The sequence below is a fragment of the Flavihumibacter sp. UBA7668 genome, assembly GCF_002483205.1.
Classification (GTDB): domain Bacteria; phylum Bacteroidota; class Bacteroidia; order Chitinophagales; family Chitinophagaceae; genus Flavihumibacter.
In genome coordinates this window covers 61,505-87,141 of sequence record NZ_DLHM01000004.1, presented here as the reverse complement: position 1 = coordinate 87,141, position 25,637 = coordinate 61,505, and the positions used below count along the sequence as shown (strand labels likewise).

The 25,637-nt window shown below is 42.6% G+C and carries 23 protein-coding genes; 8 read left to right on the top strand and 15 right to left on the bottom strand.

The features are described from left to right. The 5 genes from B2746_RS08475 to B2746_RS08455 all read right to left on the bottom strand — a co-directional run bounded on the left by B2746_RS08475 (position 1) and on the right by B2746_RS08455 (position 5,315). Positions 1-660, bottom strand: coding sequence for a bifunctional 4-hydroxy-2-oxoglutarate aldolase/2-dehydro-3-deoxy-phosphogluconate aldolase (locus B2746_RS08475; protein ID WP_290792420.1), 660 nt, complete (start codon positions 658-660; stop codon positions 1-3). After that, a complete protein-coding gene (locus tag B2746_RS08470; RefSeq protein WP_290792419.1) occupies positions 653-1,669 on the bottom strand; it encodes a sugar kinase in 1,017 nt (338 codons plus the stop codon). The genes B2746_RS08475 and B2746_RS08470 overlap by 8 nt, the downstream gene beginning before the upstream one ends. Continuing rightward, positions 1,669-2,958 carry a DUF4861 domain-containing protein gene (locus tag B2746_RS08465; RefSeq protein WP_290792418.1) on the bottom strand — a complete coding sequence of 430 codons (1,290 nt, stop codon included), beginning with the start codon at positions 2,956-2,958 and terminating at the stop codon, positions 1,669-1,671. Before B2746_RS08465 ends, B2746_RS08470 begins: the two co-directional genes overlap by 1 nt. Positions 2,959-2,973: 15 nt before the next feature. After that, the gene (gene kduI / locus B2746_RS08460) at positions 2,974-3,804 is read right to left on the bottom strand and encodes a 5-dehydro-4-deoxy-D-glucuronate isomerase (protein ID WP_290792417.1); all 831 of its coding nucleotides are present in this window, start codon (positions 3,802-3,804) and stop codon (positions 2,974-2,976) included. 101 nt (positions 3,805-3,905) lie between these two features. Beyond that, positions 3,906-5,315 (bottom strand): sugar porter family MFS transporter, encoded by a 1,410-nt coding sequence (locus tag B2746_RS08455; protein WP_290792416.1) that lies wholly within the window; start codon positions 5,313-5,315, stop codon positions 3,906-3,908. Between B2746_RS08455 and B2746_RS08450 the strand changes: the two genes are divergently transcribed. Then, positions 5,293-6,324: a LacI family DNA-binding transcriptional regulator gene (locus B2746_RS08450; RefSeq protein ID WP_290792415.1), complete on the top strand. Its 1,032-nt coding sequence runs from the start codon at positions 5,293-5,295 to the stop codon at positions 6,322-6,324. The two genes, B2746_RS08455 and B2746_RS08450, sit on opposite strands and share 23 nt — an antisense overlap. On the opposite strand, the gene ygiD is transcribed toward B2746_RS08450, so the two are convergent. Beyond that, positions 6,321-7,154 carry a 4,5-DOPA dioxygenase extradiol gene (gene ygiD / locus B2746_RS08445; RefSeq protein WP_290792414.1) on the bottom strand — a complete coding sequence of 278 codons (834 nt, stop codon included), beginning with the start codon at positions 7,152-7,154 and terminating at the stop codon, positions 6,321-6,323. The two genes, B2746_RS08450 and ygiD, sit on opposite strands and share 4 nt — an antisense overlap. A 40-nt stretch (positions 7,155-7,194) precedes the next feature. Here ygiD and B2746_RS08440 point away from each other — a divergent pair, with 40 nt between their 5' ends. Beyond that, positions 7,195-7,866 (top strand): class I SAM-dependent methyltransferase, encoded by a 672-nt coding sequence (locus B2746_RS08440; protein WP_290792413.1) that lies wholly within the window; start codon positions 7,195-7,197, stop codon positions 7,864-7,866. Here B2746_RS08440 and B2746_RS08435 read toward each other — a convergent pair. After that, entirely contained in the window at positions 7,841-9,259 is a 1,419-nt protein-coding gene (locus B2746_RS08435) for a sialate O-acetylesterase (protein WP_290792412.1), read from the bottom strand. The two genes, B2746_RS08440 and B2746_RS08435, sit on opposite strands and share 26 nt — an antisense overlap. A gap of 57 nt (positions 9,260-9,316) precedes the next feature. After that, complete coding sequence (locus B2746_RS08430; protein ID WP_290792411.1) at positions 9,317-9,736, bottom strand: hypothetical protein; 420 nt, start codon at positions 9,734-9,736, stop codon at positions 9,317-9,319. A gap of 347 nt (positions 9,737-10,083) precedes the next feature. Here B2746_RS08430 and B2746_RS08425 point away from each other — a divergent pair, with 347 nt between their 5' ends. The 3 genes from B2746_RS08425 (at position 10,084) to B2746_RS08415 (ending at position 13,102) form a co-directional block, all read left to right on the top strand. Beyond that, positions 10,084-11,571 carry a S10 family peptidase gene (locus B2746_RS08425; RefSeq protein WP_290792410.1) on the top strand — a complete coding sequence of 496 codons (1,488 nt, stop codon included), beginning with the start codon at positions 10,084-10,086 and terminating at the stop codon, positions 11,569-11,571. A 5-nt stretch (positions 11,572-11,576) separates the two neighbouring features. Beyond that, on the top strand, positions 11,577-12,683 hold the full coding sequence (locus B2746_RS08420) for a family 20 glycosylhydrolase (RefSeq protein WP_290792409.1): 1,107 nt from the start codon (positions 11,577-11,579) through the stop codon (positions 12,681-12,683). Positions 12,684-12,826: 143 nt separating this feature from the next. Continuing rightward, on the top strand, positions 12,827-13,102 hold the full coding sequence (locus tag B2746_RS08415; RefSeq protein WP_290792408.1) for an RNA recognition motif domain-containing protein: 276 nt from the start codon (positions 12,827-12,829) through the stop codon (positions 13,100-13,102). A gap of 13 nt (positions 13,103-13,115) precedes the next feature. Here B2746_RS08415 and B2746_RS08410 read toward each other — a convergent pair whose 3' ends face one another. Genes B2746_RS08410 through B2746_RS08385 form a run of 6 tightly spaced genes read right to left on the bottom strand, consistent with a single transcriptional unit; the run spans position 13,116 to position 20,761 of the window. Next, on the bottom strand, positions 13,116-14,489 hold the full coding sequence (locus B2746_RS08410) for an aldehyde dehydrogenase family protein (protein ID WP_290792407.1): 1,374 nt from the start codon (positions 14,487-14,489) through the stop codon (positions 13,116-13,118). After that, the gene (locus B2746_RS08405) at positions 14,486-15,193 is read right to left on the bottom strand and encodes a gamma-glutamyl-gamma-aminobutyrate hydrolase family protein (protein ID WP_290792406.1); all 708 of its coding nucleotides are present in this window, start codon (positions 15,191-15,193) and stop codon (positions 14,486-14,488) included. Before B2746_RS08405 ends, B2746_RS08410 begins: the two co-directional genes overlap by 4 nt. A gap of 5 nt (positions 15,194-15,198) precedes the next feature. Continuing rightward, on the bottom strand, positions 15,199-16,350 hold the full coding sequence (locus B2746_RS08400; protein WP_290792405.1) for an iron-containing alcohol dehydrogenase: 1,152 nt from the start codon (positions 16,348-16,350) through the stop codon (positions 15,199-15,201). A 9-nt stretch (positions 16,351-16,359) separates the two neighbouring features. Further along, on the bottom strand, positions 16,360-17,721 hold the full coding sequence (locus B2746_RS08395) for a glutamine synthetase family protein (RefSeq protein WP_290792404.1): 1,362 nt from the start codon (positions 17,719-17,721) through the stop codon (positions 16,360-16,362). Further along, complete coding sequence (gene eat, locus B2746_RS08390; protein WP_290792403.1) at positions 17,672-19,054, bottom strand: ethanolamine permease; 1,383 nt, start codon at positions 19,052-19,054, stop codon at positions 17,672-17,674. The genes B2746_RS08395 and eat overlap by 50 nt, the downstream gene beginning before the upstream one ends. 54 nt (positions 19,055-19,108) lie before the next feature. Then, positions 19,109-20,761, bottom strand: a complete 1,653-nt coding sequence (locus B2746_RS08385; protein WP_290792402.1) for a sensor histidine kinase — start codon at positions 20,759-20,761, stop codon at positions 19,109-19,111. 78 nt (positions 20,762-20,839) lie between these two features. Here B2746_RS08385 and B2746_RS08380 point away from each other — a divergent pair, with 78 nt between their 5' ends. The 3 genes from B2746_RS08380 to B2746_RS08370 all read left to right on the top strand — a co-directional run bounded on the left by B2746_RS08380 (position 20,840) and on the right by B2746_RS08370 (position 24,252). Then, positions 20,840-21,214 carry a hypothetical protein gene (locus B2746_RS08380; protein WP_290792401.1) on the top strand — a complete coding sequence of 125 codons (375 nt, stop codon included), beginning with the start codon at positions 20,840-20,842 and terminating at the stop codon, positions 21,212-21,214. 23 nt (positions 21,215-21,237) lie between these two features. Beyond that, complete coding sequence (locus B2746_RS08375; RefSeq protein ID WP_290792400.1) at positions 21,238-21,531, top strand: hypothetical protein; 294 nt, start codon at positions 21,238-21,240, stop codon at positions 21,529-21,531. A 147-nt stretch (positions 21,532-21,678) separates the two neighbouring features. Next, on the top strand, positions 21,679-24,252 hold the full coding sequence (locus B2746_RS08370) for a cation-translocating P-type ATPase (RefSeq protein WP_290792399.1): 2,574 nt from the start codon (positions 21,679-21,681) through the stop codon (positions 24,250-24,252). Here B2746_RS08370 and B2746_RS08365 read toward each other — a convergent pair. After that, entirely contained in the window at positions 24,237-25,493 is a 1,257-nt protein-coding gene (locus B2746_RS08365) for a DUF819 domain-containing protein (RefSeq protein WP_290792398.1), read from the bottom strand. The two genes, B2746_RS08370 and B2746_RS08365, sit on opposite strands and share 16 nt — an antisense overlap. Between the last annotated feature and the right edge of the window lie 144 nt (positions 25,494-25,637).

Below are 25,637 nucleotides of genomic sequence, written 5' to 3'. Positions count from 1 at the left end.
TTATTTTACCTGCTTTACCAGCTCAAGTGCCGTTCGTGTTTGTTCGGTAATTGCAGTATAGTTACCACTTGCCAGTAATTCCTTTGAAAGGAATTTGCTACCCAAACCAACAGCACTTACACCTGCTCTGAACCAGGCTTGTAAATTTTCAATCGTTAATTCCACGCCTCCTGTAGGCATGAAATAGAGCTCCGGAAATATATCGCGGATTCCTGCCATAAAGGAAGGTCCCAGCAAATTACCCGGAAATAGTTTTATGAATCCTGCGCCGGTTGCCTGTGCCAATAATATTTCTGATACCGTCATTGCGCCGGGTATCCAACATTTTCCTGCTGCATGAACAGTTTCACCAACTTCTTTCACTGTACCCGGACAAATAACAAAATCTGCTCCGGCGTTCAGAAATTGTGTTGCCTGGGCCGGTGTTTTAATGGTACCAATGGCGAGTTGTAAATCCGGCCATGCAGTACTTCTTAGTTGCACAAGCCTGCTGAAATTCGGCAGCGCCTGTTCTCCTCTATTGGTAAACTCAACCAACCGGATGCCTCCTTCATACAAGGCCTGAATAGTTCGCTCACATACCAATGGATCCTGATGATAGAAAAGTGGCAATACTGCCTGTTTGCGGAGCGCCTTATATAGTGCAGTATTGTCAGACATGAGCTTGCATTTTTTTATAAATGGATTCGATGCTTTGTTTTGTAAAGTCACCCTTTTCCTGCAGTTTTCCTACTGCAGCAACTGCAGCCAATTTCACCACCTTATCTGGATTTTCAGCATGATTCCACCCATGTAATAGTCCTGCCATAAAACAATCTCCGCTTCCAACCCGATCAACGATGATTGAAGCATTGAAATCCGGTGAAACATATTGCCCGCTTTCCGTATCCAGTGATGCATAATAATGAATCCCTTCCGGTTGATCAAATCGGAACGTATTTGCCACCCACTTACAGTCAGGTGCCATTTTTCGTATATACGCGGCAGTTATACCCGCCTGCTCAAGGTAGGCAGACTTTGATTTTTTTTCGTGAATTTGTTCATCCAGGGGTGATCCCACCAATTCATGGGCCGACCAGATATTTCCCATTACAATATGGCAATGCTTTACAAGTGCAGGCATAATGAAAACAGGCGAAATACCGTATTTCCATAATTTGTTACGGTAATTAAGATCAACAGAAATAAGCAATCCCATGTCTGCAGCAGCTTCTACCGCCTCCAGGCAAACTGCAGCAGTCTGTTCAGACAAACCGGGACTGATTGCACTGAAATGAAGAATTGCGCAATCCTTCAAAAGTTCTTTCCAGAGTAGTTTTCCAGCTTGAAGGGATGCAAAGGAGGATCCGGCACGGTCATATATGACACCTGCATTTTTCAGGTCTGCGCCTTGTGGAAGGATATACACCCCGATGCGTTCACCAGTGCGTTGAATGGCACTGGTATCCATACCCATCCTTTGAATTTCAGTCAATACATCGTCCGCTACACTATTGGAAGGAAGAGCAGAAATATATTTGACCGGGTTGCCCCAGTTTTGAAGTGCTGCTGCCACATTAAATTCTGCGCCACCCAGGTACACTGGAATAGAGGCCTGATGAATCCAGGTACCGGGCATTTCCGGCGACATCCGTAATAGAAATTCTCCCAGGCAGGCAATTTTTTTCATCAGCGGATTATTAGAGGTTGCTGAAACTGCTGTAGTTCTTTATTCAGGAATTCTTCAAATCCAATCGCTTTCGCATTGGCTGGATGTGATTTTTCCCAAGCTGCATAAAACCGAAAACGGACTGCCTGATTTTCGCTTGTTTTCATCTTTACCAGATAGGTATTCTTTATATCAGTATCAGTATTCTTACTTGTAGTAAACCCAGACAGTTCATTTTCTGACAGAACAATTGCCATCCCCAGTGCATCTTTATTTTCGCTTTGGATATGGTGCGTATATACTGCGCGGGCTGTACCTTGTTTTAGTTCTTTCTTTTCCGCATCATGCAAATTAACGATGCCCGTTACCAACTGAGCCTGTTTGGGCAATTGCTTTACAATTACGCTGGATTCATAAAATAACTGTCCGCCCCAGATTTGAATTACTTCGGTTATAGATACCGGTGAAACAGATGGATGCAGCTTCCAGTCATTATAATGCATACGAAAAATAGCACGTACCGGACCGTCAGCCACCTGCTCGTAAACCGTTTTACCAATATTGGATCCTCCGACCCTAACAAGACTGTCCTTTCCATCCAGATCAGGAATATAAAGTGCCAGCGCACCTGCTCCAAGTGAACTTCCTACTTTTAACAAATCCATCCCCCAGCTATCCAGGTTATGATAACTTTTCGCAGTATCAGTTCCTACTTTATCCAATACCATGTCTGGTATTAACTTACCCCAGATATCCTTCCCGTTACGAACATCGTAATAAAGCCGGAATCCCAACTGGTCGTTTTCCCAGGCTGGTCCCTCTGTTAAAAATGGAGGAAGTTTTTGTTTGGTGAAATCTGTCGCTTTTTGCGTTCCATCAATTGAATCTCTTTCTAAAGAAGGACCAAATTCAGGGCCGTCCAGTTTTCGTTTATGACGAACATGTGCACGTGGAGTAACATTAATTGTATCCGGCTTTTCAATTCCTTCAAGATGAATGGTGATTTTTTCGCCGGCTTTAAAATCCTGCAGAAAAACCAATTCATCCCATTGGCCATCTTTATCAATATCATCAAATTGACAGTCTACCACTTTATCATTCAGCAGTACCTTGTAATAAGGTGAAATTTTTTCTTTTGATTTGTCCTGAATTGCCGCACGGGTAAGCAACACAAGAGCCGCATTCCTGGGTTGATCAGAAGGGTTCTCCAGATAAAAGGAAAGCACAACTGATCCCGGCTTGCAGGCATTCATGCCCAATATGCACAAGAGTACAGAAAAGGATCGGCAAAGGTTGTTTGTTATTAACATGGCAGGCAATACATTTTATTTTAAAGTGTCAACAGGTGCAGGATCCATATCCGTATAGGTATAATTTTCACCGGCCATTCCCCAGATAAAGGAATAATGGGCAGTACCGCAACCGGAGTGAATTGACCAGGGGGGTGAAATCACCGCATCCTGACCGGCCATTACCAGATGTCGGGTTTCAGAGGGTTCACCCATGAAATGGAATACACGCTGGCCGGGCTCGAGATCAAAATAGAAATACGCTTCCATCCGGCGGGTATGCGTATGCGCAGGCATGGTATTCCAAACGCTGCCTTCTGCAAGAATGGTAAGTCCCATTACCAGCTGACAACTCTGAATTCCTTCTTCAAAAATGTATTTGTAGATCGATCGCTGATTGGAACTGGAAGTGGCACCCATATGCACCGGAACAACCTCTTCTTTTTTCATCAGGCGGTTTGGATAGTTCATATGCGCCGGAGCTGAAAGCAGATAAAAGAGTGCAGGATTTGCAGGGTCTGTAGAAACAAACTGTACCGATTTCGTTCCTTTTCCGAGGTAGAGACAATCCATTTTGGACAATTCCCAGTATTGACCATCGGCCTGAATTTTACCTGGGCCACCCACATTGATGATACCGATTTCTCTTCTTTCCAGAAAAAAAGAAGCTCTCAATTCAGGATGGTTGGGCAATTCAAGTGCTTGTGCTGCTGGTTGGGCTCCGCCTATAATTACCCGGTCGTAATGTGAGTAAACAAGTTTTACCTGTCCCGATTGCAGGATGGATTCAATTAAAAAATTTTCTCTGAGTTCTGCTGTACCCATGGCACGGGTTTCCTTCGGACTTTGCTGAAATCTGATCTCCATATCGTTAAGCGTTACCGGCTAAACTAAGGAATCAGGCTTCAATTTGCCGGAATACGTCCTTATTTAATTGTGCAAACGTTTTCACACAGCCTGATTCGGTCTTATTGAATACCAAGCTCCTGCTGGATTTTCTCCAGGCTTTTACCCTTTGTTTCAGGAAGAAATCGCCAGACAAAAATCAGGTGGATTACCATCATAATGGTATAAAAAAGAAAGGAATAATACCCCCCCTGCGGACTGCTTTCCACAATAATGGGGAAAGTCCAGGAGATTATGGCTGCCATAATCCAATGCGTAAAACTTCCCAGTGAACCACCCTGTGAACGCACCGAGTTCGGAAATATTTCAGCAATGAACACCCAGATTACCGCCCCTTGTGAAAAAGCAAAAAATGCAATAAATCCAATTAGGTAAATTAGTACATATTGATTTCCTGCAAGATCTCCTCTGAAGGCGTTGGCGGTGAGTCCAAGAAAAAGAATCATACCAAGTGATCCTATAATCAATAATTTTTTTCTTCCGAACCGGTCAATAACCGTCATGGCAAGCAGGGTAAAAAATAAATTGGCAGCACCAATATAAACAGGTTGCAGATAAGATTCTGCCTGGGAAAAGCCTGCCATTTCAAAAATACGCGGGGCATAATATAAAATGGCATTTATACCGGCCAGCTGGTTGAACATGGCCAATAAGACCGCAAACAGGATGGGCTTTCTGAATTTGCGGGTAAATAATTTTTCCGCTCCTGTTGCATGTTCGGTTGTGGATTCCCGTTGAATCTCCTCCAAAGCAAGCTCATCTCCTGTTTTTTGAAAAATTCCTTTGGCTTCTTCTTCCCTACCATTGATCCATAACCAGCGGGGACTTTCAGGAATGGATCGTAATAAAATAGCAAACAGCAAAGAAGGAACAACCATCACACCAAGCATCCATCTCCAGGAATCTTCTCCCATATCAACAAACAAAAAATTAGTAAGATAGGCTACAAAAATTCCGGCTACAATATTCAGTTGAAAAGAGCCGGCAAGTCGCCCCCGGATGGAAGCAGGCGCTATTTCAGAAATATACATGGGACCAACAACCGAGGAAGCCCCTACCGCCAATCCCCCTACAAAACGAAACAGAATAAATAAACTCCAGATGGAGGTAAGAGAACAGCCAATAGCGGAGACCAGATAAAGCAACGCGATGAATAGCAATACTTTTTTTCTGCCTAGTTTTTGGGCAGGCACACCTGCAATCAGTGACCCTATTACGGTACCAATCAGGCTGGAGGCAACGGTAAATCCCTGCCAGCCCGAACTAAGTGACCATAACGACTGAATTGTTTTTTCTGCACCGGATATTACGGCTGTTTCAAAACCGAAGAGGAATCCACCCAAGGCGGCAATAAGTGAAACACGAACGGCGAAATTAGTTCCGGCCCTATTCTCCATTGGTTGTAATTTTAGGCGAGCAATACTTTCTAAATATACAGTAGAAAAGGTTTTGAATATACAAACGATCACCATAAAAGATATTGCGAAAGCACTTAATCTTTCGTACTCAACCGTTTCGAGGGCATTAAAGGGAAGCTACCAGATAAGTGAACCTGTAAAGGAAAAGGTGTTGGCTTATGCCAAAGAACATAATTATCGCCCCAATCTGCTGGCTCAAAGCCTGAAGAATAAAAACAGCCGGTGCATTGGTGTGGTTTTATGTACCATTCCCAATAGTTTTCTGGGAGAGGTGATCAACGGGATAGAATCCATTGCTTCCTCCAAAGGTTATCTGGTCATTATTACCCAGTCCAATGAATCACTTGAAAAAGAGAAAATGGCGCTGGATCATCTAACTATGCGGTCAATTGATGGTTTGTTGATTTCAGTTTCTACTGAAACGATCAATACGGATCATCTGAAAACCTATCACGACCGGGGACTGCCAATTGTATTTTTTGATCGGGTTTGTGAAGGACTTCCCACCCATATGGTGCAATCTGACAATGAAGGAGGAGCTTATGAACTTACCCGTCACCTGATTCAACAGGGGTATAGACGAATTGCTCATATTACGAGTCCCACGCATCTTCCCATGACCAGGGAACGATTAACCGGGTATCATCGGGCATTAAAGGAAGCCGGATTGGATGCCGACCCTGACCTGCTCAAAAATTGCGCACACGGTGGTGCAATTGTGGAAGAAATTGAAACTGCCATTAATGAATTATTTTCTTTGTCAAAAGTTCCGGATGCGGTATTGGCAGCATCCGACAGGATGACTCAGGCCAGTTTCCAACATTTGCGTGCTTTAGGGAAATCGATTCCCAACCAGGTAGCTTTGGCCGGGTTCAGCAATTTCAGCGCACCGGATCTTTTTTCGCCGGCGCTGACAACGGTTGTACAGGATGCTTTTGAAATGGGTAAACGGGCAGCCGGTTTACTTATTGAGCGGATAGAGCAAAAGCATAAACCATTTACTCCGGAACGAATAATTCTTCCTGTCCAGCTTAAAGCAAGGGCATCTACCGGTTCCGTCTAACCGATTTTTACGGAAGTCATGGTTAGCGATCCACCCACTGCCTGATCATTAAAAAACTCAACGGCCTCCTGCCCCTTTTGCAGGCCCAGTATATACAAAAGCGGATAATAATGATCAGGGGTGGGAATTGCCAGCAATGCTTCTTTACCCATTTTCTGGTACTGAATCAGATTTTCGTGTGTGCCTTCCCGTATATAGGTTTTCATTTTATCATTTATCTGGTGAGCCCAGTCAAATCCATAATTCGTTTCATTCAATTTATCCCAGGCAACCATTCGTAAATTATGCACCATATTTCCGCTCCCTATTATCAGAACGCCTCTTTTTCTGAGTTCAAATAAATCTTCTGCCAGTTGATAATGCCACTGAGCTTCTTTTGCATAATCAATACTTAACTGCAAAACCGGGATATTGGCATTCGGATACATATGCCGAACCACTGACCATGTACCATGGTCCAGCCCCCATTCATGATCTGCTTCTAACTTAGTGGCTTTAACCAGCTTCATTGTTTCCTGTGCCAAAACCGGATCTCCGGGTGCTGCATATTGTACCTGATACAAGGCTTCCGGGAACCCTCCAAAATCGTGGATGGTTCGCGGCTTGTCCATTGCCGTTATGAAACTTCCCCTGGTTAACCAGTGTGCAGAAATTACCAAAACAGCTCTTGGTGCCGGCAGATGGCGAACCGCCTCCTTCCACCCTCTGCTGAAAAGATTGTCCTCAATTCCATTCATGGGAGAACCATGTCCGATAAAGAAAAGTGGCATTAACACCCCATTTTCCGGAAGCGCTTCCTGAATCTTTTTTAGTTGTTGCAAACTATCCATGTTCAAATGTACAATAATTTATGCATATTTGCATATACAAATGACAAATCAACTCCATCCATTTCTCCGATTTGATTTTAATAATGGCAGTTTCCTTGTGCAGGTTCCGGATGAAAAAGCCATACAACAGGCTTATGCTAAAACCAGTGAAAAAGGGATAGTAAGCGAGTTTCCCTTTTGGGCAAGAATCTGGCCTTCTGCTCATGCGATGGTATCATTTCTAGACCGCCACCCTTTCTTGTATCAGGACAGGCGGGTGGTTGAGATTGCAGCGGGATTGGGACTGCCTGCTTTATTTACGGCATTGGGCGCAAAAAAAGTGATCGCCTCTGATTATCAGGCAAAGGCCCTTGCTTGCATGAAGGCCTCTATTGTTGCCAATGGTTATAACAACATGGAAGCCCTCCATTATAACTGGATGGAAGGACTACCTGAATGGGAAACAGACGTACTGCTGCTTAGCGATACCAATTATGCACCTGCAGATCTGATGGCAGTGGAGCAATTAATCCATTGGTATCTGAAAAATGGAAGCCTGGTAGTTTTAACCACTCCGCACCGACTTGCAGCCAGGGAAATGCTGGCAGATTTGGCGGTATTTTGCCAATATACTGAACTACTCGACCAGAAGGGCCAAAGCATTACTGTTTATGTATATGCTGCAGATAACTGCCCTTTGCAAAGTTTTACTTTTCAGGAACCTGTTCAATAGGCAGATGATCGGTACGGAAGGGTGCCAATGGAAGTCCCTGAACCGATTCCATATTACCAATACTGGTATTTCCAAAACCATATCGGATATACATGGGATTTTTAAGATCCGGATGCCAGAGAACAACTGTATTTTTTTCAATTTTCACCTGGGGACTTATCCAATTTATTCCCTCCAGGTCCGAAATCAGCCAACCGGAAGCTTTTGTTCCGTTGATCCGGATTCCTTTTTCAGCGTTCCTGAATTTCACAAGAATTTTACCTTTATCGATGGTGGAAGAGCTATACTCGGGACTTTTATATCCTTCAATGGGTAGCTTATAGGTTTCCGCCAAGGCGTAGTTTGCTAGTCGGTACCCTACCGGTTTCTTTCTGGATGGATGAATATCTGTGACAGTATCAACCAGGTCTGTAATAACAACCATACCGGTGCCTGGATGCCCTGCCGAAGCCTGTTGGGCTTCTCTCAATAATGCCCCAATACCCGTGGTTCCATATTTGAAAGGAGCAATCTGGACAAAATAAAAAGGGAGCTGTTTATTCCATGCACTGCGCCAGCTATCGATCATTTTTGTAAACAGTTGCTGATATGTAGAATAGGTTCCGGTATTACTTTCCCCCTGATACCAGATTACTCCCGCAATAGTATGTTGCAAAATGGGTGCTATCATACCATTAAATGCCTTGCCAGGAGCTGTCGGCCACCAGGCCACTTTATTTTGTTTGGCGGCTGCAGTTTTTAATATGGGGTCTGCAGCAATCACATCTTCGGGCGTCCAGGCTTCAGCGGGAGTACCGCCCCAACTTACATTGATAAGCCCGATTGGTACCTTTAATTCCTCCTGCAATTTTTTTCCAAAAAAATACCCAACTGCGCTGAATGATTTCAGTTGGTTGGAGTCACAGGGCACCCAATTTGCTTTCAAATCCTCCTGCGGATAATCAGCTCCGGTTTTATTGACATGAAATAACCGGATGGATGAATTTTTAGCCTGCGGAAATTCTGTTGCAATATCTTTTACACCGTTCAAAAAGCTCCATTCCATATTGGATTGCCCGGAACAGACCCATACTTCTCCAATAAGCACATCTTCCAATACTATTGTATTTCTGCTGGAGATACTGATTGAATAAGGTCCACCTGCTGCAGGTGTCTGAACTTTTAGTTTCCATTTGGCAAGGTCAGAAGCATTGGTTGAATATTGTTGCTTATTCCAACTTGTAGTTACCGTCACTTTTTCACTGGGTCCTGCCCAACCCCAAAGCAGCACGGAATCTTTCTGTTGTAAAACCATGCCGGATTGCAGAATGGATGGCAATCTCAATTGAGAAAAGCTGTGTATGGACAGGAGTACCAGCAGACCCGGCAATAATCGTTGCAAAAATTTCTTCATAGTTCTAAAATACAAAAAGGGCTCAATTGAGCCCTTTTAATTTTTTTCGGTGGTTCCTTACATTTTAGCAACAACCACATCTTCAACTACCACCCGGTTACGGTTGATCTGGAAAACCTCTGTCTGGATTTTTCCTTTAACAGCAACGGCAACTTTCAGTTGAATAGGCTCCAGACTGTAATTGTCGATCTGGAATTTTTTGGAAATTTTCTTATCAGAGGAAGTAACACTGTACAGCACATAGCCATCCATATCTCTCAATTGAACCGTGATTTCTTCACCAGACTCATTATCAAGGCTAAGTTCAACAACAGGAGATTGATCATTTGAACCGATGTATTTTACTTCAACCGGTACATTTTTGGCTTTTGCTTTTTTCTCTGTGTTTGCAAATGCGGGAACTGCGCTAAGGCTTACCAATACAGCTACACTTAATGCAGCAAGGATAGATTTCAGGTTCATGTTTACGTTTTTCATAACTAATTTTTTGAGGTTAGACAATTAACAAGATCTTTCGGCGGCAATCGAAAAACGGAAGCAATAGTGTTGTATGGAATGGGCAATCGAAAAGTAGAAGTGGCTTAAACAACCGGTAGAATCCCGGGAGCAGTACTGTAATCCTGCTTTCTGACACAAACTTAGTCCGGATTTTTCCGGTCTGCAAGTCAACTTTATTGGTTTTTGCTTATTCTAAAGCTCTTAATATTTTACTAAAATGCACACTGGACAAGGGTTTCATAGAAAAAAACAGATGATCTCCAAGTCAATTTTACTGGTATTCCAACGCAAAAAAGTTTTACATTCAAGTCGTAAAAAAAGCAGTTATGTTGAAAGCATTTTTTTTATATGTAGGGTTTCAGGTGATGTTTTGTACACTTCAGGCTCAAAAAAAATATGACATCCCGTTTAATCCGGATACCAGCAGTACAACAATTCATGAAATTCAACTAAAAGGCCAAAAAGTATCTTATAAAGCGATTGCCGGCACTCTTCCAGTCTGGAATGAGCAGGGAAAAGCTATTGCAGGATTATTTTACACCTATTACGAAAGAACAGATAGTAAAGACAGGGCAAGTCGGCCCTTGGTATTTTCGTTTAATGGAGGACCAGGTTCAGCTTCAGTTTGGATGCACCTCGCTTACACCGGACCAAAAATCCTGCATATTGATGATGAGGGGTATCCGCTTCAGCCTTATGGATTTAAGGACAATCCCCATAGCATATTGGACATTGCAGACATCGTGTTCATTGATCCGGTAAACACGGGCTTCTCCCGTATAGTTGATTCAGCCACTCCTAAAGCTGCATTTTTTGGCGTGCAGGCCGATATAAAATACCTGGCTGGCTGGATCAATAGCTTTTTATCCCGGTACCAGCGATGGGCGTCTCCCAAATACCTGATTGGTGAAAGTTACGGTACTACAAGGGTATCCGGACTGGCGCGTGAATTACAGGAAGCGCAATGGATTTATCTGAACGGGGTAGTTCTGGTTTCTCCTACCGAACTAGGGATTGTAAGGGGTAGTGTAACAGATGCAGCACTTCGGCTTCCTTATTATGCAGCAACTGCCTGGTACCATAAAAAGCTCCCACCCGACCTACAACAAAAAGATCTATTACAGGTATTACCGGAAGTTGAACAATTTACCTTAGAGGAGGTACTGCCTGCTTTACATAAGGGTGGCTTGTTAAGCGGAGAAGAAAAAAAGACGATCGCAGCAAAAATGGCCCGCTATTCAGGTTTATCAGAACAGGTATGGCTACAGCATCAATTGGATCTTCCAGTTTCATATTTCTGGAAAGAGCTGCTGCGAGACAAAGGATACACCATTGGCCGGCTCGATTCAAGATACCTTGGCATTGACAAAACTACTGCGGGAGAAAGCCCCGATTACAATGCTGAATTAAATTCCTGGCTACATTCTTTCACACCGCCAATTAATATGTACCTGCGAGAAACATTGAAATATAAAACCGATTTCAAATACAATGTTTTCGGGAATGTGCATCCCTGGGACAATAAAAATGATAATACAGGGGAAGATTTAAGAAAAGCGATGGCGATGAATCCATATCTCCAGGTGCTGGTTCAATCAGGATACTATGATGGAGCCTGCGATTATTTCAATGCCAAATACAATCTCTGGCAACTGGATGCAGGAAACCGATTTACCAACCGAATCAGCTGGAAAGGCTACAGAAGCGGACATATGATGTATCTTCGGAAGGAGGATCTTGCAAGTAGCAATGAAGATATTCGTCAATTCATTCGCTCAAGTTTACCCGGAACAAATCAACCCGCTAAATACTGATTCGTATGAACCAACAAAAAAAACTGACTGCAGTTATTCTTATTCTTTTGATGACAATCATGCCAGAATTGAATGCCCAGAAACCACTTACTGATTCATTTCCCATAAGAGCTTTTAGCATTGCTGCTCCCGGCTCACAAAATCTGGATTCCTTTATCGTTTTTATGCAGAAGGAACTGGCTCCCCGAAGAATTAACAGGTTGATACTTCGGGTAGATTACCGTTACCAATATCAGTCGCATCCCGAATTAATCGACACGCCATTTCTAAGTAAGGAGGATGTAAAAAAGTTAGTAAAAACAGCAAAGCAAACCGGCATGGAAATCATTCCTCAGATAAATCTGCTTGGGCACCAGTCCTGGTCAACAAAAGAAGAAAAGCTGCTGAAAGTATATCCGCAATTTGATGAAACCCCGTGGATTCCAATGCCGGAAAAATACGAATGGCCAAATAAGGATGGATTGTATTGCAAAAGTTATTGCCCGCTGCACCCGGATGTACATGGAATCGTATTTGCTTTAATGGATGAATTATGTGATGCATTTGAATCCAACGCATTTCATGCAGGAATGGATGAAGTCTTTTTTATAGGTGAAGATAAATGTCCCCGATGTGGTGGTCGTGATAAAGCTGAACTTTTTGCCAATGAGTTAACGTTGATCCGTAATCGATTAGCGTTGAAAAATCGCCAGCTCTGGATTTGGGGTGACCGTCTCATTGATGGGAAAACAACCGGAATAGGTATGTGGGAAGGCAGCTACAACTCAACTCATCGTGCTATTGATCTGATACCTAAAGATGTGGTAATCTGCGACTGGCATTATGAGCGGCCCGATAAAACAGCTGTCTATTTCGCCATGAAAGGCTTCTCTGTAATTACCTGTTCCTGGAATAAACCTGCAATTGCGCAGCAACAGGTGCGTGACATGGCAGAATTCCGGCAATCCGCCACCGGAGCCTTAAAAGGCAGGTTTCTGGGCGTCATGGAAACCGTCTGGTCGGGCGTAACTCCATTTTTTAACGGATATTATGAAAAGAATAAAAACAGCCAGCAGCAGCCCATGGTAAATACCCCCTGGAATACATTCAAAACCATGTTTCAGGAAAAATAGATCAATGATTGTTATTTATTAAGCCTACCTTGGGTGAGTTAACGATTTGAGTCAATCAGCATCTTGTAAAAGAATTCTTTCTCTTCTGCTTTCAATTACCTCCTGCTTTTTTCTCAGAAAATTTTCACAAAAAATTTACTGAAATGAATATTTATGTATCCAACCTTGGATTTGGTGTTCAAAATGAAGACCTGAAAAAGTTATTTACTCCCTATGGAGACGTATCATCCGTAAACGTTATTATGGATAAAGTTACCAATCGCAGCCGTGGATTCGGATTTGTTGATATGCCCAGTGCTGAAGCAGCAGAAACCGCTATCAAGGAACTAAATGGTGTATCAGTTGAAGGAAGATCAATAAAGGTAAATGAAGCAAAGCCGCGCGAAGAACGTAGCTCCGGCGGCAGAAACTATTATTAATAGCATTCTCTAATCAGCCTCGAAGATGCCAGGATTTGGGTTGTACAAATGCCCGTATTCCACTGAAAGACAAGGTTGAGCCAAGACCAGAATCCTTTCTTCCCGACCAGGGCAGATTGGCACTGACACGATCACAACAATTCCAATACACTGTACCGGTATTCATTTGCCGGAGGATTTGTTCGGCTCTCTCCTTATTTGAAGTGTATACTGCAGCTGTTAATCCATAACTGGTATCTTTCATTAGTTCAACTGCTTCCTGATCCGATTCAACTTTCTGAATTCCAATTACCGGCCCGAAACTTTCTTCCTGCATTACGCGCATCGAATGATTTACCTCTCCCAACACAGCAGGCATCATATAATACCCCGGTTGTTGGATTCGAAACCCTCCATACAATAAGTTAGCTCCTTTATTTTGTGCATCCTGCACCTGGTCGAGAATAAATGCCAATTGCTCTTTTCGTGTAAGCGGCCCAATATCTGTTCCCTCAACAAGCGGATCACCCACTTTCAATTCTTTTACCTGTTCCAAAAAAGCAGTCAAAAACTGATCATATACTTTTTCCTGTACATAAATTCTCTCCACAGCACAACAACTCTGTCCATTGTTGTAGATAACACCTTCCAGTGCAGCAGCTGCAACCTGCCTGATATCAGCCACTTCATCTGTAACATATAATGGATCTTTGCCACCCAATTCCAACTGGCAGGGAACCAGCTTTTCTGCAACTCTTTGCGCAATCAGTTTTCCTGTTTTGTTGCTGCCCGTAAAATAATACCCATTCAATGGCAGATCCAACAGATAACTGCCAACACCACCACCGCCAAGTACCACCTGAAATACATTTTCGGGAACCCCTGAACGATAAAGTAAATCACGAATAGCAAGTCCGGTTAAACTGGAATATTCAGAAGGTTTATAAAGAACAGCATTTCCACCAATTAAAGCCGGAATAAAAACATTCACTCCTACCAGGTATGGATAATTCCAGGCAGAGATATTGGCGATTATACCAAGCGGTTCATAACTGATTCGTTCCTGTGTGGATCCCTCTGTTACCAACCACTCGTCCTGTAGCCATTTTTCGGAATGCTGAATAAAAAAAGAGATTCTGCCTCTTGCGCCATTTAACTCATTTTTCGCCTGTTGCAGAGGCTTGCCCACTTCTTCACTTAATATTTGTGCGAGCTTATCCAACTCTTCAGATAGCAACAGATCAAATCTGCGGATACAATCAATACGCTCAGCAACAGGGATCGCAGCCCATGCTTTCTGGCCTTTTCTCACCAGTTCAAATTTTTCCTGAACGGAAGCTGCACTGTCTTCGTCGAGTTGTGCAAGCACCTGTTCATTTGCCGGATTTATAACATTAAATGTACTCATGATACTTGTCGGATAGATTGTAAAAAATGTTCTTTAATATATTGGGATAACGGATTTTCCCCCCTGTTAATCATCCTTTCAGGATGCCATTGAACGGCAATTAAAAAAGGATGATCCTGTCTGTTCTTCCATTCAATTGCTTCTATTATACCAGTTTCATCAACGGCACTAATTTGCCATTGATCAGCTACGGAGTCGGGGTCCAGTGCCTGGTGATGGGCACTGTTTACAGAGCCGTGAATTAATCCAGTCCATTTAAACAATCGGCTGCCTTCCTGAACAATTACTCCGTGTTGTTTATCTTCTTCCGTATCTTTTTTGTGACGCCGGTTTTGATCTCCAAGATCCTGTATCAGCTTACCTCCTTCTTCAACATGCACCAATTGCATACCACGGCAGATAGCAAGTATCGGCTTTTTACTTTCTTTGCCCCACCTGTATATTGCTGATTCGAACCGATCCCTTTCAGGCTGATAAAGATCCGGCTGATTGGGATATACCAGATCTCCCTGATAGAAAATCGGATCGATATCAATACCTCCGGTCAATACATATCCGGCACAGGATTTCATCAGATCCGGATCCGGATTTTCAAAAGAAAGCAACACCAATTCAAGATCTTCTCCCAGGTCTTCATCGTTGAACCAGTTCCAGTAGTTCTGAAAATTAGTTTTTGTAAAACTTATGCCCAGTTTCTTTTTCATCCCAATTACAATGCTTTTTTATAAATGGAAAGAAAGTCCTCCCTGCTCACCGGCTTTGGGTTATTCGGATGGCAGAAATCAGCTTCCGCCAATCCGGAAAGCGTTTCAAGATGCTCTTCCTTCACACCTATAGCATTCAGCTTTGTTGGAAGTTCCAATTGCTCATTTAATTCAAATAAATAAGTAATCAGTGAATCAGCACTTGACCCTGACACTCCCATTGCCTGAGCCATCCGCTCGAAAGGCTGTTCCATCCCGGATGCATTAAACGCCATTCCATAGGGAAGATTCACCGCATTTGCCAATCCATGATGTGTATCAAGTAAGGAAGAAAGCGGATGTGCGAGCGAGTGTACAATCCCCAACCCCTTTTGGAAGGCAACTGCACCCATTAGGGAAGCAATCATCATTTTAGATCTGGATGCCAGATCCGGTGATTTTGTTGCTATTACAATTGCTTCACTGATTAATGCCATTCCCTGCAAGGCAATGCCTTCACACATCGGATGAAACCCTTTGGCAATATAGGCTTCCATATTATGGGTCAATGCATCCATTCCTGTTGCTGCAGTAATAAACGGTGGCAAATCCATTGTCAGAACAGGATCCGCAAACACCATCTTTGCAAGCAGTTTGGGCGAAAACAGGATGCGTTTCCGATGGGTATCATCTTCTGAAATGATCGCACTTCGGCCGACCTCGCTACCTGTTCCACTGGTTGTAGGCAGCGTAACAAAGTAAGGTACATCTTCCGTAACATACTGATCACCGCCAATCAGGTCGTCATAATCAAATAAATCACGATGATGGTGAATACTGAGTGTTATTGCCCTTGCTACATCCATGCCTGCTCCGCCACCAATACCAACGATGCAATCAGAACCGGCAGACTGAAATGCCTGTTTACCTGCCAGCACATCTGATTTTACCGGATTTTTATGAATATCCGAAAATAGTTCCGGTTTAAGCCCCTGCCTTTCAAGATCACTGATGATTTTTTTAAAGAACGGAAGATCCCGGACATTAGGATCTGTGACTACCAGGGGACGACTGAATCCAAGCCCTTTGAGATGAGGAGCCAGTTCACCGGAAGTACCTGCACCAAACCGGATGGTTGTAGGAAAATTATACTGACGAATAACATCAAACTGAATCATATAGTGCTATTAAATTATTTCTAAATAACGTTGGGTTTCCCAATTGGTTACAACTTTAGCAAAAGCTCTCCATTCCCATTCCCGGGAAGCGGTAAAATGTTCTGTAAAGGCAGCTCCAAACAATTCTTTGGCAACCGGAGAATTTTTCATTGCCTGTGTAGCTTCATATAAATTGGTTGGAAGTATACCATGCTTTTTATTCGCATAGCCATTACCAATTGTTTCCGGAATTTCCAGTTTCATTTTGTTTTTGATACCATATAAACCGCTGGCCAAACAGGCAGCCAATGCCAGGTAAGGATTACTGTCGGAACCCACTACCCTTGTTTCAATACGGGTTGAGGATTTGCTGCCCGGCAATGCACGTAATGCAGTGGTTCGGTTGTCAACGGCCCAGGTTAAGGTTGTGGGAGCCCATGCACCTTCCACCAAACGTTTATAGCTATTGATCGTTGGTGCCAGCATGGGTAATATAAATGGAAGGCAATACAATTGTCCGGCCATGTAATTTTCCATCAACTCACTAATCTTGCTCGCCGAACCTGCATCATAGAATAAATTTTCGGATTGATCCAATGTCCATAGACTCTGGTGCACATGTCCACTGCAACCCGGCAGGTGTTCATTTACTTTTGCCATAAAAGTAGCCAGATAGCCATGCCGGTGTGCAATCTCCTTTACGCCGGATTTAAACAACACAGCACGATCAGCCGCTTCCAGAATATTCGAATACAATACAGCTGCTTCATACACACCCGGACCGGTTTCAGTATGAATACCTTCAATCGGAACTCCGAATTTTGTCAGCTGATCAAAAAGATCATGGTAAAAAGCAGACTCCTGAGATGCTCTTAAAACAGAATACCCGAACATTCCCTGGGTTATCGGTTCAAGTGATTGAAAATCCCTAATTTCTGCGGGTCTTTTATAATTGAACCATTCAAACTCCTGCGAAAAGGAAGGATAAAATCCCATTGCCTGCGCTTCCCCTGCAATTTTTTTAAGCAGGCTACGCGGACAAATATCCAGGCCATAACCCTGCTCATTGGTAAAATCTGCCAAAAAAAAGGCACCATCATTTTCCCATGGAATCTGACGAAAGGTATTGATATCAATACAGGCCTGGGCATCCGGATAGCCGCTGTGCCAGCCGGTATAAGGAACATTATCATAGGCTACATCACCGGAATCCCATCCAAATACCACATTGCAAAATCCAAAACCGGATTTGACAACAGACTTAAATTTATCCCAGCTAATAAGTTTACCTCGAAGGATGCCATCCATATCTGTTACGGCAACCTTAACCTTGGTGATTGATTTACTTTCCAGGTAGGTTATCAACTCCTGGACTGTTTGGGTGTTGCTCATCTGCAATATTTTTTACGAAAAAATGAAACCAGGCATATGCAATAGCTAATATACCAAAATAAAAAAGGCTTATTAATGGATAAAGTGTAATCATAGCTATCATACATACAATTCCAATACATAAAGCTATTATTGGAAAATACGGATAGAAAGGAACGTTAAATGGACGGTCCAGATTGGGCTCCTTTTGCCGCAGACGCAAAAGTGTAACCATTGAAATTATGTACAAGGTTACGGCACCAAAACATGCAATGGTAATAATTGCGCCGGTTTCTCCGGTCAACAAAGCAATAATACCAAGGCTCATATTGATTAGTAATGCATTGGCAGGGGTTTTGAATTTGGGATGGATTTTTCCCATTGCTTTGATAAAGTACCCTACACGGCCAAATTCAAAACTGGCCCTTCCTGCTGCCAGAATAATTCCGTGAAAGGAAGCGATCAATCCCAATAAACCGATGGTAATCAACAAATGATACACCCATCCGCTATTACCGGTAACCTGTGCCATTGCCAGAGGTAGCGGAGAATCTGATGGTGCAGCTCCCGGTGATGCATAAACGATGGCTTCCCATCCTGCCACGCCAATGGAAGAAACAAAAACCAGTACACAAAGAATTATAAGCGTTAATAACGCAGATCCAAATCCTTTTAAAATTGTTTTCTGTGGTTGAATTGTTTCTTCGGCAACGTTCGCAATACCTTCCAATCCAAGAAAAAACCAGATGGCAAAGGGAATACATGCCCAAATACCTTTTGTACCATGAGGTAATGAATTTTTCTCAAGATTGGCCCATTCAAAATGCGGTAGGGTAATTCCGGCAAAAATCAATAATTCAACCACCGCCAGTATTGTTATAATCAACTCAAAACTTGCTGCAGCTTTTACTCCTATTATATTAAGAGTTGTAAATACCAGATAGGCAAACATGGCAATTACCACTACCGGAATGCCGGGTAAAAAAATATGAAAATAAGCCCCTATTGCTGCTGCAATTGCAGGTGGTGCAAACACAAATTCGATTACCTGGGCCATACCGGCAAGAAAACCCCATTTTTTACCCAATGCACGATGTGCATAATCAAAGACACCACCTGCTTTAGGTATGGAACAGGCAAGTTCCGTGTAAGAAAAAGTAAAAGTGATATAAAGCAGAATAATAAGACCGGTTGCTATTGCCATTCCAAGGGTTCCTCCTTCTGCCAGTCCAAGATTCCATCCAAAGTACATTCCTGATATAACATATCCAACTCCGAGCCCCCATAGCATTACGGGTCCTAATGACCTGGCTAAATGGGTCCCGGAGGCCTGATTCGGGTTTTCGGCCTCCATTGCTTGCTTTTACGGTGAATTTATGAAAAAACACCATGCAGTAATTTGGAAAATCTATTGTGGAATCAGGATATTTAATTGGCATCCTTGTCCGGGTACACTGTGTACCCTGCATTCACCGCCAAGGTGACTGACTCTTCTGTTTATATTGGAGAGTCCGATACCCGGACTAAAAACTTCCGGATCAAATCCTACTCCGTTATCCTGAATGGTGAGCTGGATGGAATCTGTCAGATACTTTAGATCCACCAGTACCTGGGTAGCTTCTGCATGCTTAACTATATTATTTACCTGCTCCTGAAGAATCCTGTATAAGGCAAGCCGTATTGACGCATCAAGCGTATTCAGCTTCTTTTTGGAAACAAGTTTTAGCTGCACCAGCATCCTGTTATCCGCTTTCAACCGATCCAGTAAGCGCATAATCGCATCCGTTAGTGATTCTGTTTCCAGTCCCGGTACAACCAGACTATGTGATAATTTTCTGGTTTCATGAATCGCAGTGAATACATCATCTCTTGCTTTTTCCAGATGCTCATCCTTCGTTTTTGTTTGACGGATAGCGGTATCAAGCATCATTTTGGCAGAAGCCAGCAATTGGGTTATGTTATCATGCAATTCCATCCCAATTTCCAATCGTTCATTTTCCTGAACAGCCAGTGTATTACGCAATAATTCTTTTTCCTTCGACTCCTGTTGTTTTCGAATCATGTCCGTGAGGTTGGTGAAAATACCAGCAGTAGCATATACCTGACCAAATTTATCCAACAAAGGAAACCGGATAGCATAGAAATGAACCGCCTGTTCATTGATAATTAAATCTTCCTGACTCTCCATTGATTTGCGTGACTCCAGCACGGTTTCATCCGGTGTTTCATTCAGGTGCTCACCAGTTTTTCCATAAAATTCCGTGAATCTCTTATTGGTGAAAATAAAGCGGCCCAGCATATCTTTTACATAAACCAGGGAAGAGCTGTTGTCAATGATTGACTGCAGAATCAGTTTATTATTTTCAAGCTGCTGTTTTGCCTGCAGGGTGGCGAGTTGATTTTTATATAATACATAACCGGCCAGAACAACAAGTAAAACCAATGTTACAAGCAATAATATATAAAGCCGCTGATCAATGCTGTACCCAAGTGTGATATCCGCTTTTCTCATCTCCAGATTACGCTGCTCTTCTGCTTTCATACCATCCAGCAGACTATAGATGGTTTTCCAATCTGCTTGTGATAGTCCGGTTAATGCCTGCTGAGACTGCAGCATCTGCTGAATGGATTTTATTCGATTTTCCTGTACAAGGGAATGTTTCTTTATGGAAGAAATGGCAGACAGTGATTTAGCCAGGGCAGGCTGGAAGGAAGTTATGGATTGAGCAGGCTCCATTTCTTTGAACACAACTCTAAGCTGTTCGGTTTCCATCATAACCAACCTGGACTGGTCCAACTGCGTATAGGCCTGCTGGTAAGTGCGATTATTTTCATATAGTTTTATTCCAAGAAGGGTAATTCCCGCAACAATTATCAAACCCATCAGTAACAAACGTTCTTCCCAGCTAAGTTTCGAATTATTGATTTTTTCCTTAACGTCTTCGCGAATAAATATATCCTTCGCTCTGGTGCGGATGGACTGCAACCAATGGCTAGCGGTTTTGAGAAAACCAGAGGAACCTGTATTCATTCCCCTTGAGCGGGAAATGTGTTTTTTCATGACAGGATGGATTTTTTTAAAAATTACAACAAAATACGGGAACGAGCAAGCTACCCGGAAGATTTCTTAACTTATCGAATGATTTACACAGGAGGATTCCTTATTTGTGCGGTCATCATTTTTTTTTCGGGGAAAAAATTATCGCATTATGGTGATCGGTTAGCCGAACATACTGGCTGGGGAAAAGCCTGGGTGGGGTTAATTCTAATGGCTTCTGTAACCTCCTTACCGGAACTGATGGTAGGAATAAGCTCTGTTGCATTTGTAAAATCAGTGGATCTTGCAGTGGGTGATATTTTGGGAAGTTGTGCGTTTAATCTTGGAATACTCGCCCTACCGGATGCTTTCATCCCAAAAAGAAAACCAATTTTCAGTGAAGCTTCGCCTAATCATATAATTAGTGCTGCATTGGGTATAATTTTACTCACATTAGCCGGACTAGAGCGCTCGTAGTACAGGAAACTCAACTTGAGGAAATGCGACAGCCATTACCGATTGTAATCCGGAATTATATTGGATTTGCCCTGATCATAATAGTTGCGGCACTTGCATTACCTTTTTTTGCCGAACATATTGCAGAATCAGCCGGATTAATTAAATCATTTGTCGGTACATTATTTCTGGCTGCAAGCACCTCCTTACCCGAAATTGCAGTTTCAATTGCAGCTGTCCGCATGGGTGCGCTTGATATGGCAATCGGAGGATTATTAGGAAGCAATATTTTCAATATATTAATTCTATCCATAGATGATTTGTTTTATCCGTCTTAGCAGCTATTATAATGTCTGCAATTGTAATAATTGGGTTAAGTGTCCGACCTTCGGGAAAGCGTTACAAACTTGGCTGGGACGCGTTGCTTATTTTCTTTATGTATGCCCTGAACCTTATTTTACTGTATAATTTATACAACTAATACTATGAACTGGCATAACAAATCTATTGATACCATTTTACAGGAGCTTTCGGCCAGTAAGGATGGCCTGAACAGTTCAACCATCTCCGGCAGACTGGAAGAATTTGGATTGAATCAATTAGTTGAAAAAAAGAAAAAACCGGTATGGTTGCTGTTTGTTCATCAGTTCAACGACTTTATGATCCTGGTACTGATGGCGGCAGCGATTATATCCGGAATTGCCGGAGATCTGACCGATACAATCATCATATTAATCATCGTTCTGCTGAATGCCATTATGGGATTTGTTCAGGAATACAAGGCAGAAAAAGCAATGGATGCACTTAGTCAGCTGGCTACGCCGCAAGCTACAGTAATCCGGGATAAGCAACCCATACAGATTTCATCAAAAGAAATTGTTCCCGGCGATCTGGTAGTACTGGAAGCCGGCAATCTGGTACCTGCGGATATGAGGTTGCTGGAAGTTCATAGTTTACGAATCGAAGAATCTTCTCTCACCGGAGAATCAATTCCTATTGATAAAACAATCAAAACACTGGAGGAAACCGACAGCAGCCTGGGTGACAGGATTAATATGGCCTACAAAGGCACACAGGTAAGCGCCGGAAGAGGTGTCGGAATCGTTGTGCATACGGGAATGAAAACGGAAATCGGTAAAATAGCCGGAATGCTACAAACAGTTGAATCCCAAACACCCCTGCAAAAACGGATGAATGAATTCGGCAAAAAGCTTTCCTATTTAATTCTGCTTATTTGTATTGCTTTGTTTGCAGTAGGGTTATTACGCGGAGAAGAACCAATTGCCATGCTATTGGTGGCCATTTCGCTGGCTGTAGCAGCAATACCGGAAGCATTACCGGCATTGATAACCATCGCATTGGCCAGGGGTGCAAAAAGGCTGGTTGCAAAAAACGCTCTTATACGAAAACTTCCTGCCGTTGAAACACTTGGATCTGTTACCTATATCTGTTCAGATAAGACAGGAACACTTACACAGAATAAAATGACGGTAGTGGAAATCATTCCATATAACGGTACCGATGAACCGAAATTAACTACCGACCTGCTGTCTGTTTGTATGGCTATTAATCAGGATGTAAAAAAATCTTCAAATGGTAACTGGATCGGAGACCCAACTGAAATTGCGCTTGTAGAATATCTTCATAAAGAGGAGTATGCTGGTGTATTTGATCAGGTTAACAGTGATTATCCAAGAGTTGCGGAATTACCTTTTGATTCAGATCGGAAATGCATGACAACTGTTCATAGTTATGAGCAACAATTCCTGGTTGTTTCAAAAGGAGCTACGGAAGCAATTTCCCAGCGATTGAACAATCGGATTGATCCGGTTGAATGGTTAAAAGAAGCCGGACAAATGGCAAAAGAAGGCAAGCGTGTAATTGCCTATGGGTATAAAATAATTGATAAACTTCCCGAGCCGTTTGACTATGAGAATGTGGAAACTGATTTACAACCGGCTGGATTGGCAGGAATGATAGACCCTCCCAGAGATGAGGTGAAAAAAGCAATAAAAGATTGTAAAACTGCCGGTATCCAACCCGTTATGATCACAGGTGACCACCCAGAAACGGCGGCTGCTATTGCCCGGGAAATAGGTTTGTACGGAAATGATGATCTGGCAATAACCGGAAAGGAACTGGCCTTGTTAAGTCCGGATGAATTGGATAATAAAGTTGAGCGCATAAAAGTATATGCAAGAGTATCACCAGAACAGAAGTTGAATATTGTTCAATCGCTGCAAAGAAAGAAACATTTTGTTGCAATGACAGGGGATGGAGTTAATGATGCACCCTCTCTTAAATCTGCTAATATTGGGGTAGCGATGGGGATTACAGGAACTGATGTAAGTAAGGAAGCAGCTCACATGATTTTACTGGATGATAATTTCACCACTATCGTAAAAGCCGTAAAAGAAGGTCGACGGATTTACGATAATATCCGAAAATTTGTAAAGTATATAATGACCTGTAATGGTGCAGAAATCTGGACCATATTTATGGCGCCTTTATTAGGCATGCCCATCCCTTTATTACCCATTCATATACTCTGGATCAACCTTGTAACAGATGGTTTACCTGGCCTGGCACTAAGTGCAGAAAAAGCCGAGAATGATATAATGAAACGTCCGCCAAGAAGAACCGATGAGGGATTGTTTTCGGAAGGTACGGGGTATCATATAGTTTGGGTTGGTCTGTTAATGGCAGTAGTAACCCTGGGAACACAAGCATGGGCCATTCATACCAATCATCCTAATTGGCAAACGATGGTGTTTACTGTTTTATCACTGGCGCAACTGGGTCATGTGCTGGCTATCCGAAGCGACCATAGTTTTATTTATAAAATCGGATTATTTTCCAATCCCTCTCTGGCAATTGCAGTTATTGGCACTTTTTTTATTCAGCTTGGAGTAATCTATCTTCCATTTGCCAATAAACTATTTAAAACAGCTCCTTTAAGTTTGACCGATTTATTGATCTGCATTGGAATTGCAGCCATAATTTTTCATGCGGTTGAACTGGAAAAATTTATTCGGAACCGGTATTATCGAAGGAACTGAAAAACAGCCTGCATCAATAATCCGCTGATATAAGCACCATAGGTTCCTACTGCATATCCAAGCACAGCGAGTAAAACACCAACAGGTGCAAGAAATTTATTAAAAAAACCAGCAACAACAGGAGCAGATGCAGCACCTCCGATATTTGCCTGACTTCCAACGGCAACAAAAAAATAAGGTGCTTTAATCCATTTTGCAACAACCAGTAGAATTGAAATATGAATGAGCATCCAGATTATTCCCGTTATAAAAAATACCGGACTGTTCACGAGTGCTTTCAGGTTCATATTCATACCAATAGTAGCTACCAGAACATATAAAAAAACGGTCCCCAAATCAGAAGCGCCATATTGTTCCAGCTTTCGGAGTGGAGTAAACGAAGCAAACATACCCAGTGTAGTTGCAATTATTACAATCCAGAAAAAAGTACTGGTAAGGGAATAACTGGCAGATTCAGGAATGTTTGCAGCAAACCAGGGAGCCAGCCAATCACCGGCAAGATGTGAGAGTGCAGTAAAAGCAAATGCAATTCCCAAAACCTGAATCCATTCTTTTACGGCAGCCTTATGAACTGTTTGCTCCAGCCTCATTTGTTCCACCCGTTTTTCCAATTCCACAATCGAGCGATCATCTGCCCTTAGCCAGGCATTAATTCGTTTATTCTTGGTGATTCCATAAAGCAGCACTCCGGTCCAGATATTACCGATCAACACATCCACAGCAATCATCTGACCAAAAAGAGATTTACCAGAACCAAAAACTTCCAACATAGCAGCCTGGTTTGCTCCTCCACCAATCCAGCTACCGGCAATGGTAGCCAGTCCCCGCCAGGTCTCCTCTCCTTCAAAATAGAGCGACTCCGGAAAGACGGTTCCCGTAATAGCCAGAGCAACCGGCCCACCGATAATTACACCAACTGTGCCGGCGAAAAATATAAGCACGGCCTTTCCACCTAAGCGTCGCAGACTTTTCATATCAATTCCTATGGTAAGTAAAACAAGGCTTGCCGGTAACAAATACCTGGAAGCCATTCCATAGAGTGCTGATTTTTCACCGGATATAATCGAAAAGGTGTTAAGCAGAGCCGGAATAAAATAACATAGCAGGATGGCGGGAACAACACTATAGAATTTCTTAACCCATTTAATATCCAGACCTGAAGTATAAAAGACCAGGGCAAGTAAGCCCATCAGAATTCCAAAAACAACTGCATCATTCGTAATCAAAGGAGCTCCTGCCATTAAAATCTTATTAAAGGAAATTAATAATTAACCATAAAGAGGAATTTTACCTTTACCCTCACCTATCTGGAAAATAAGCAATTTGAAGTTACGGGAGGCATAGTAATACCGTTTTATTGGGCACCTGATCAAAAAGCTCCAAAT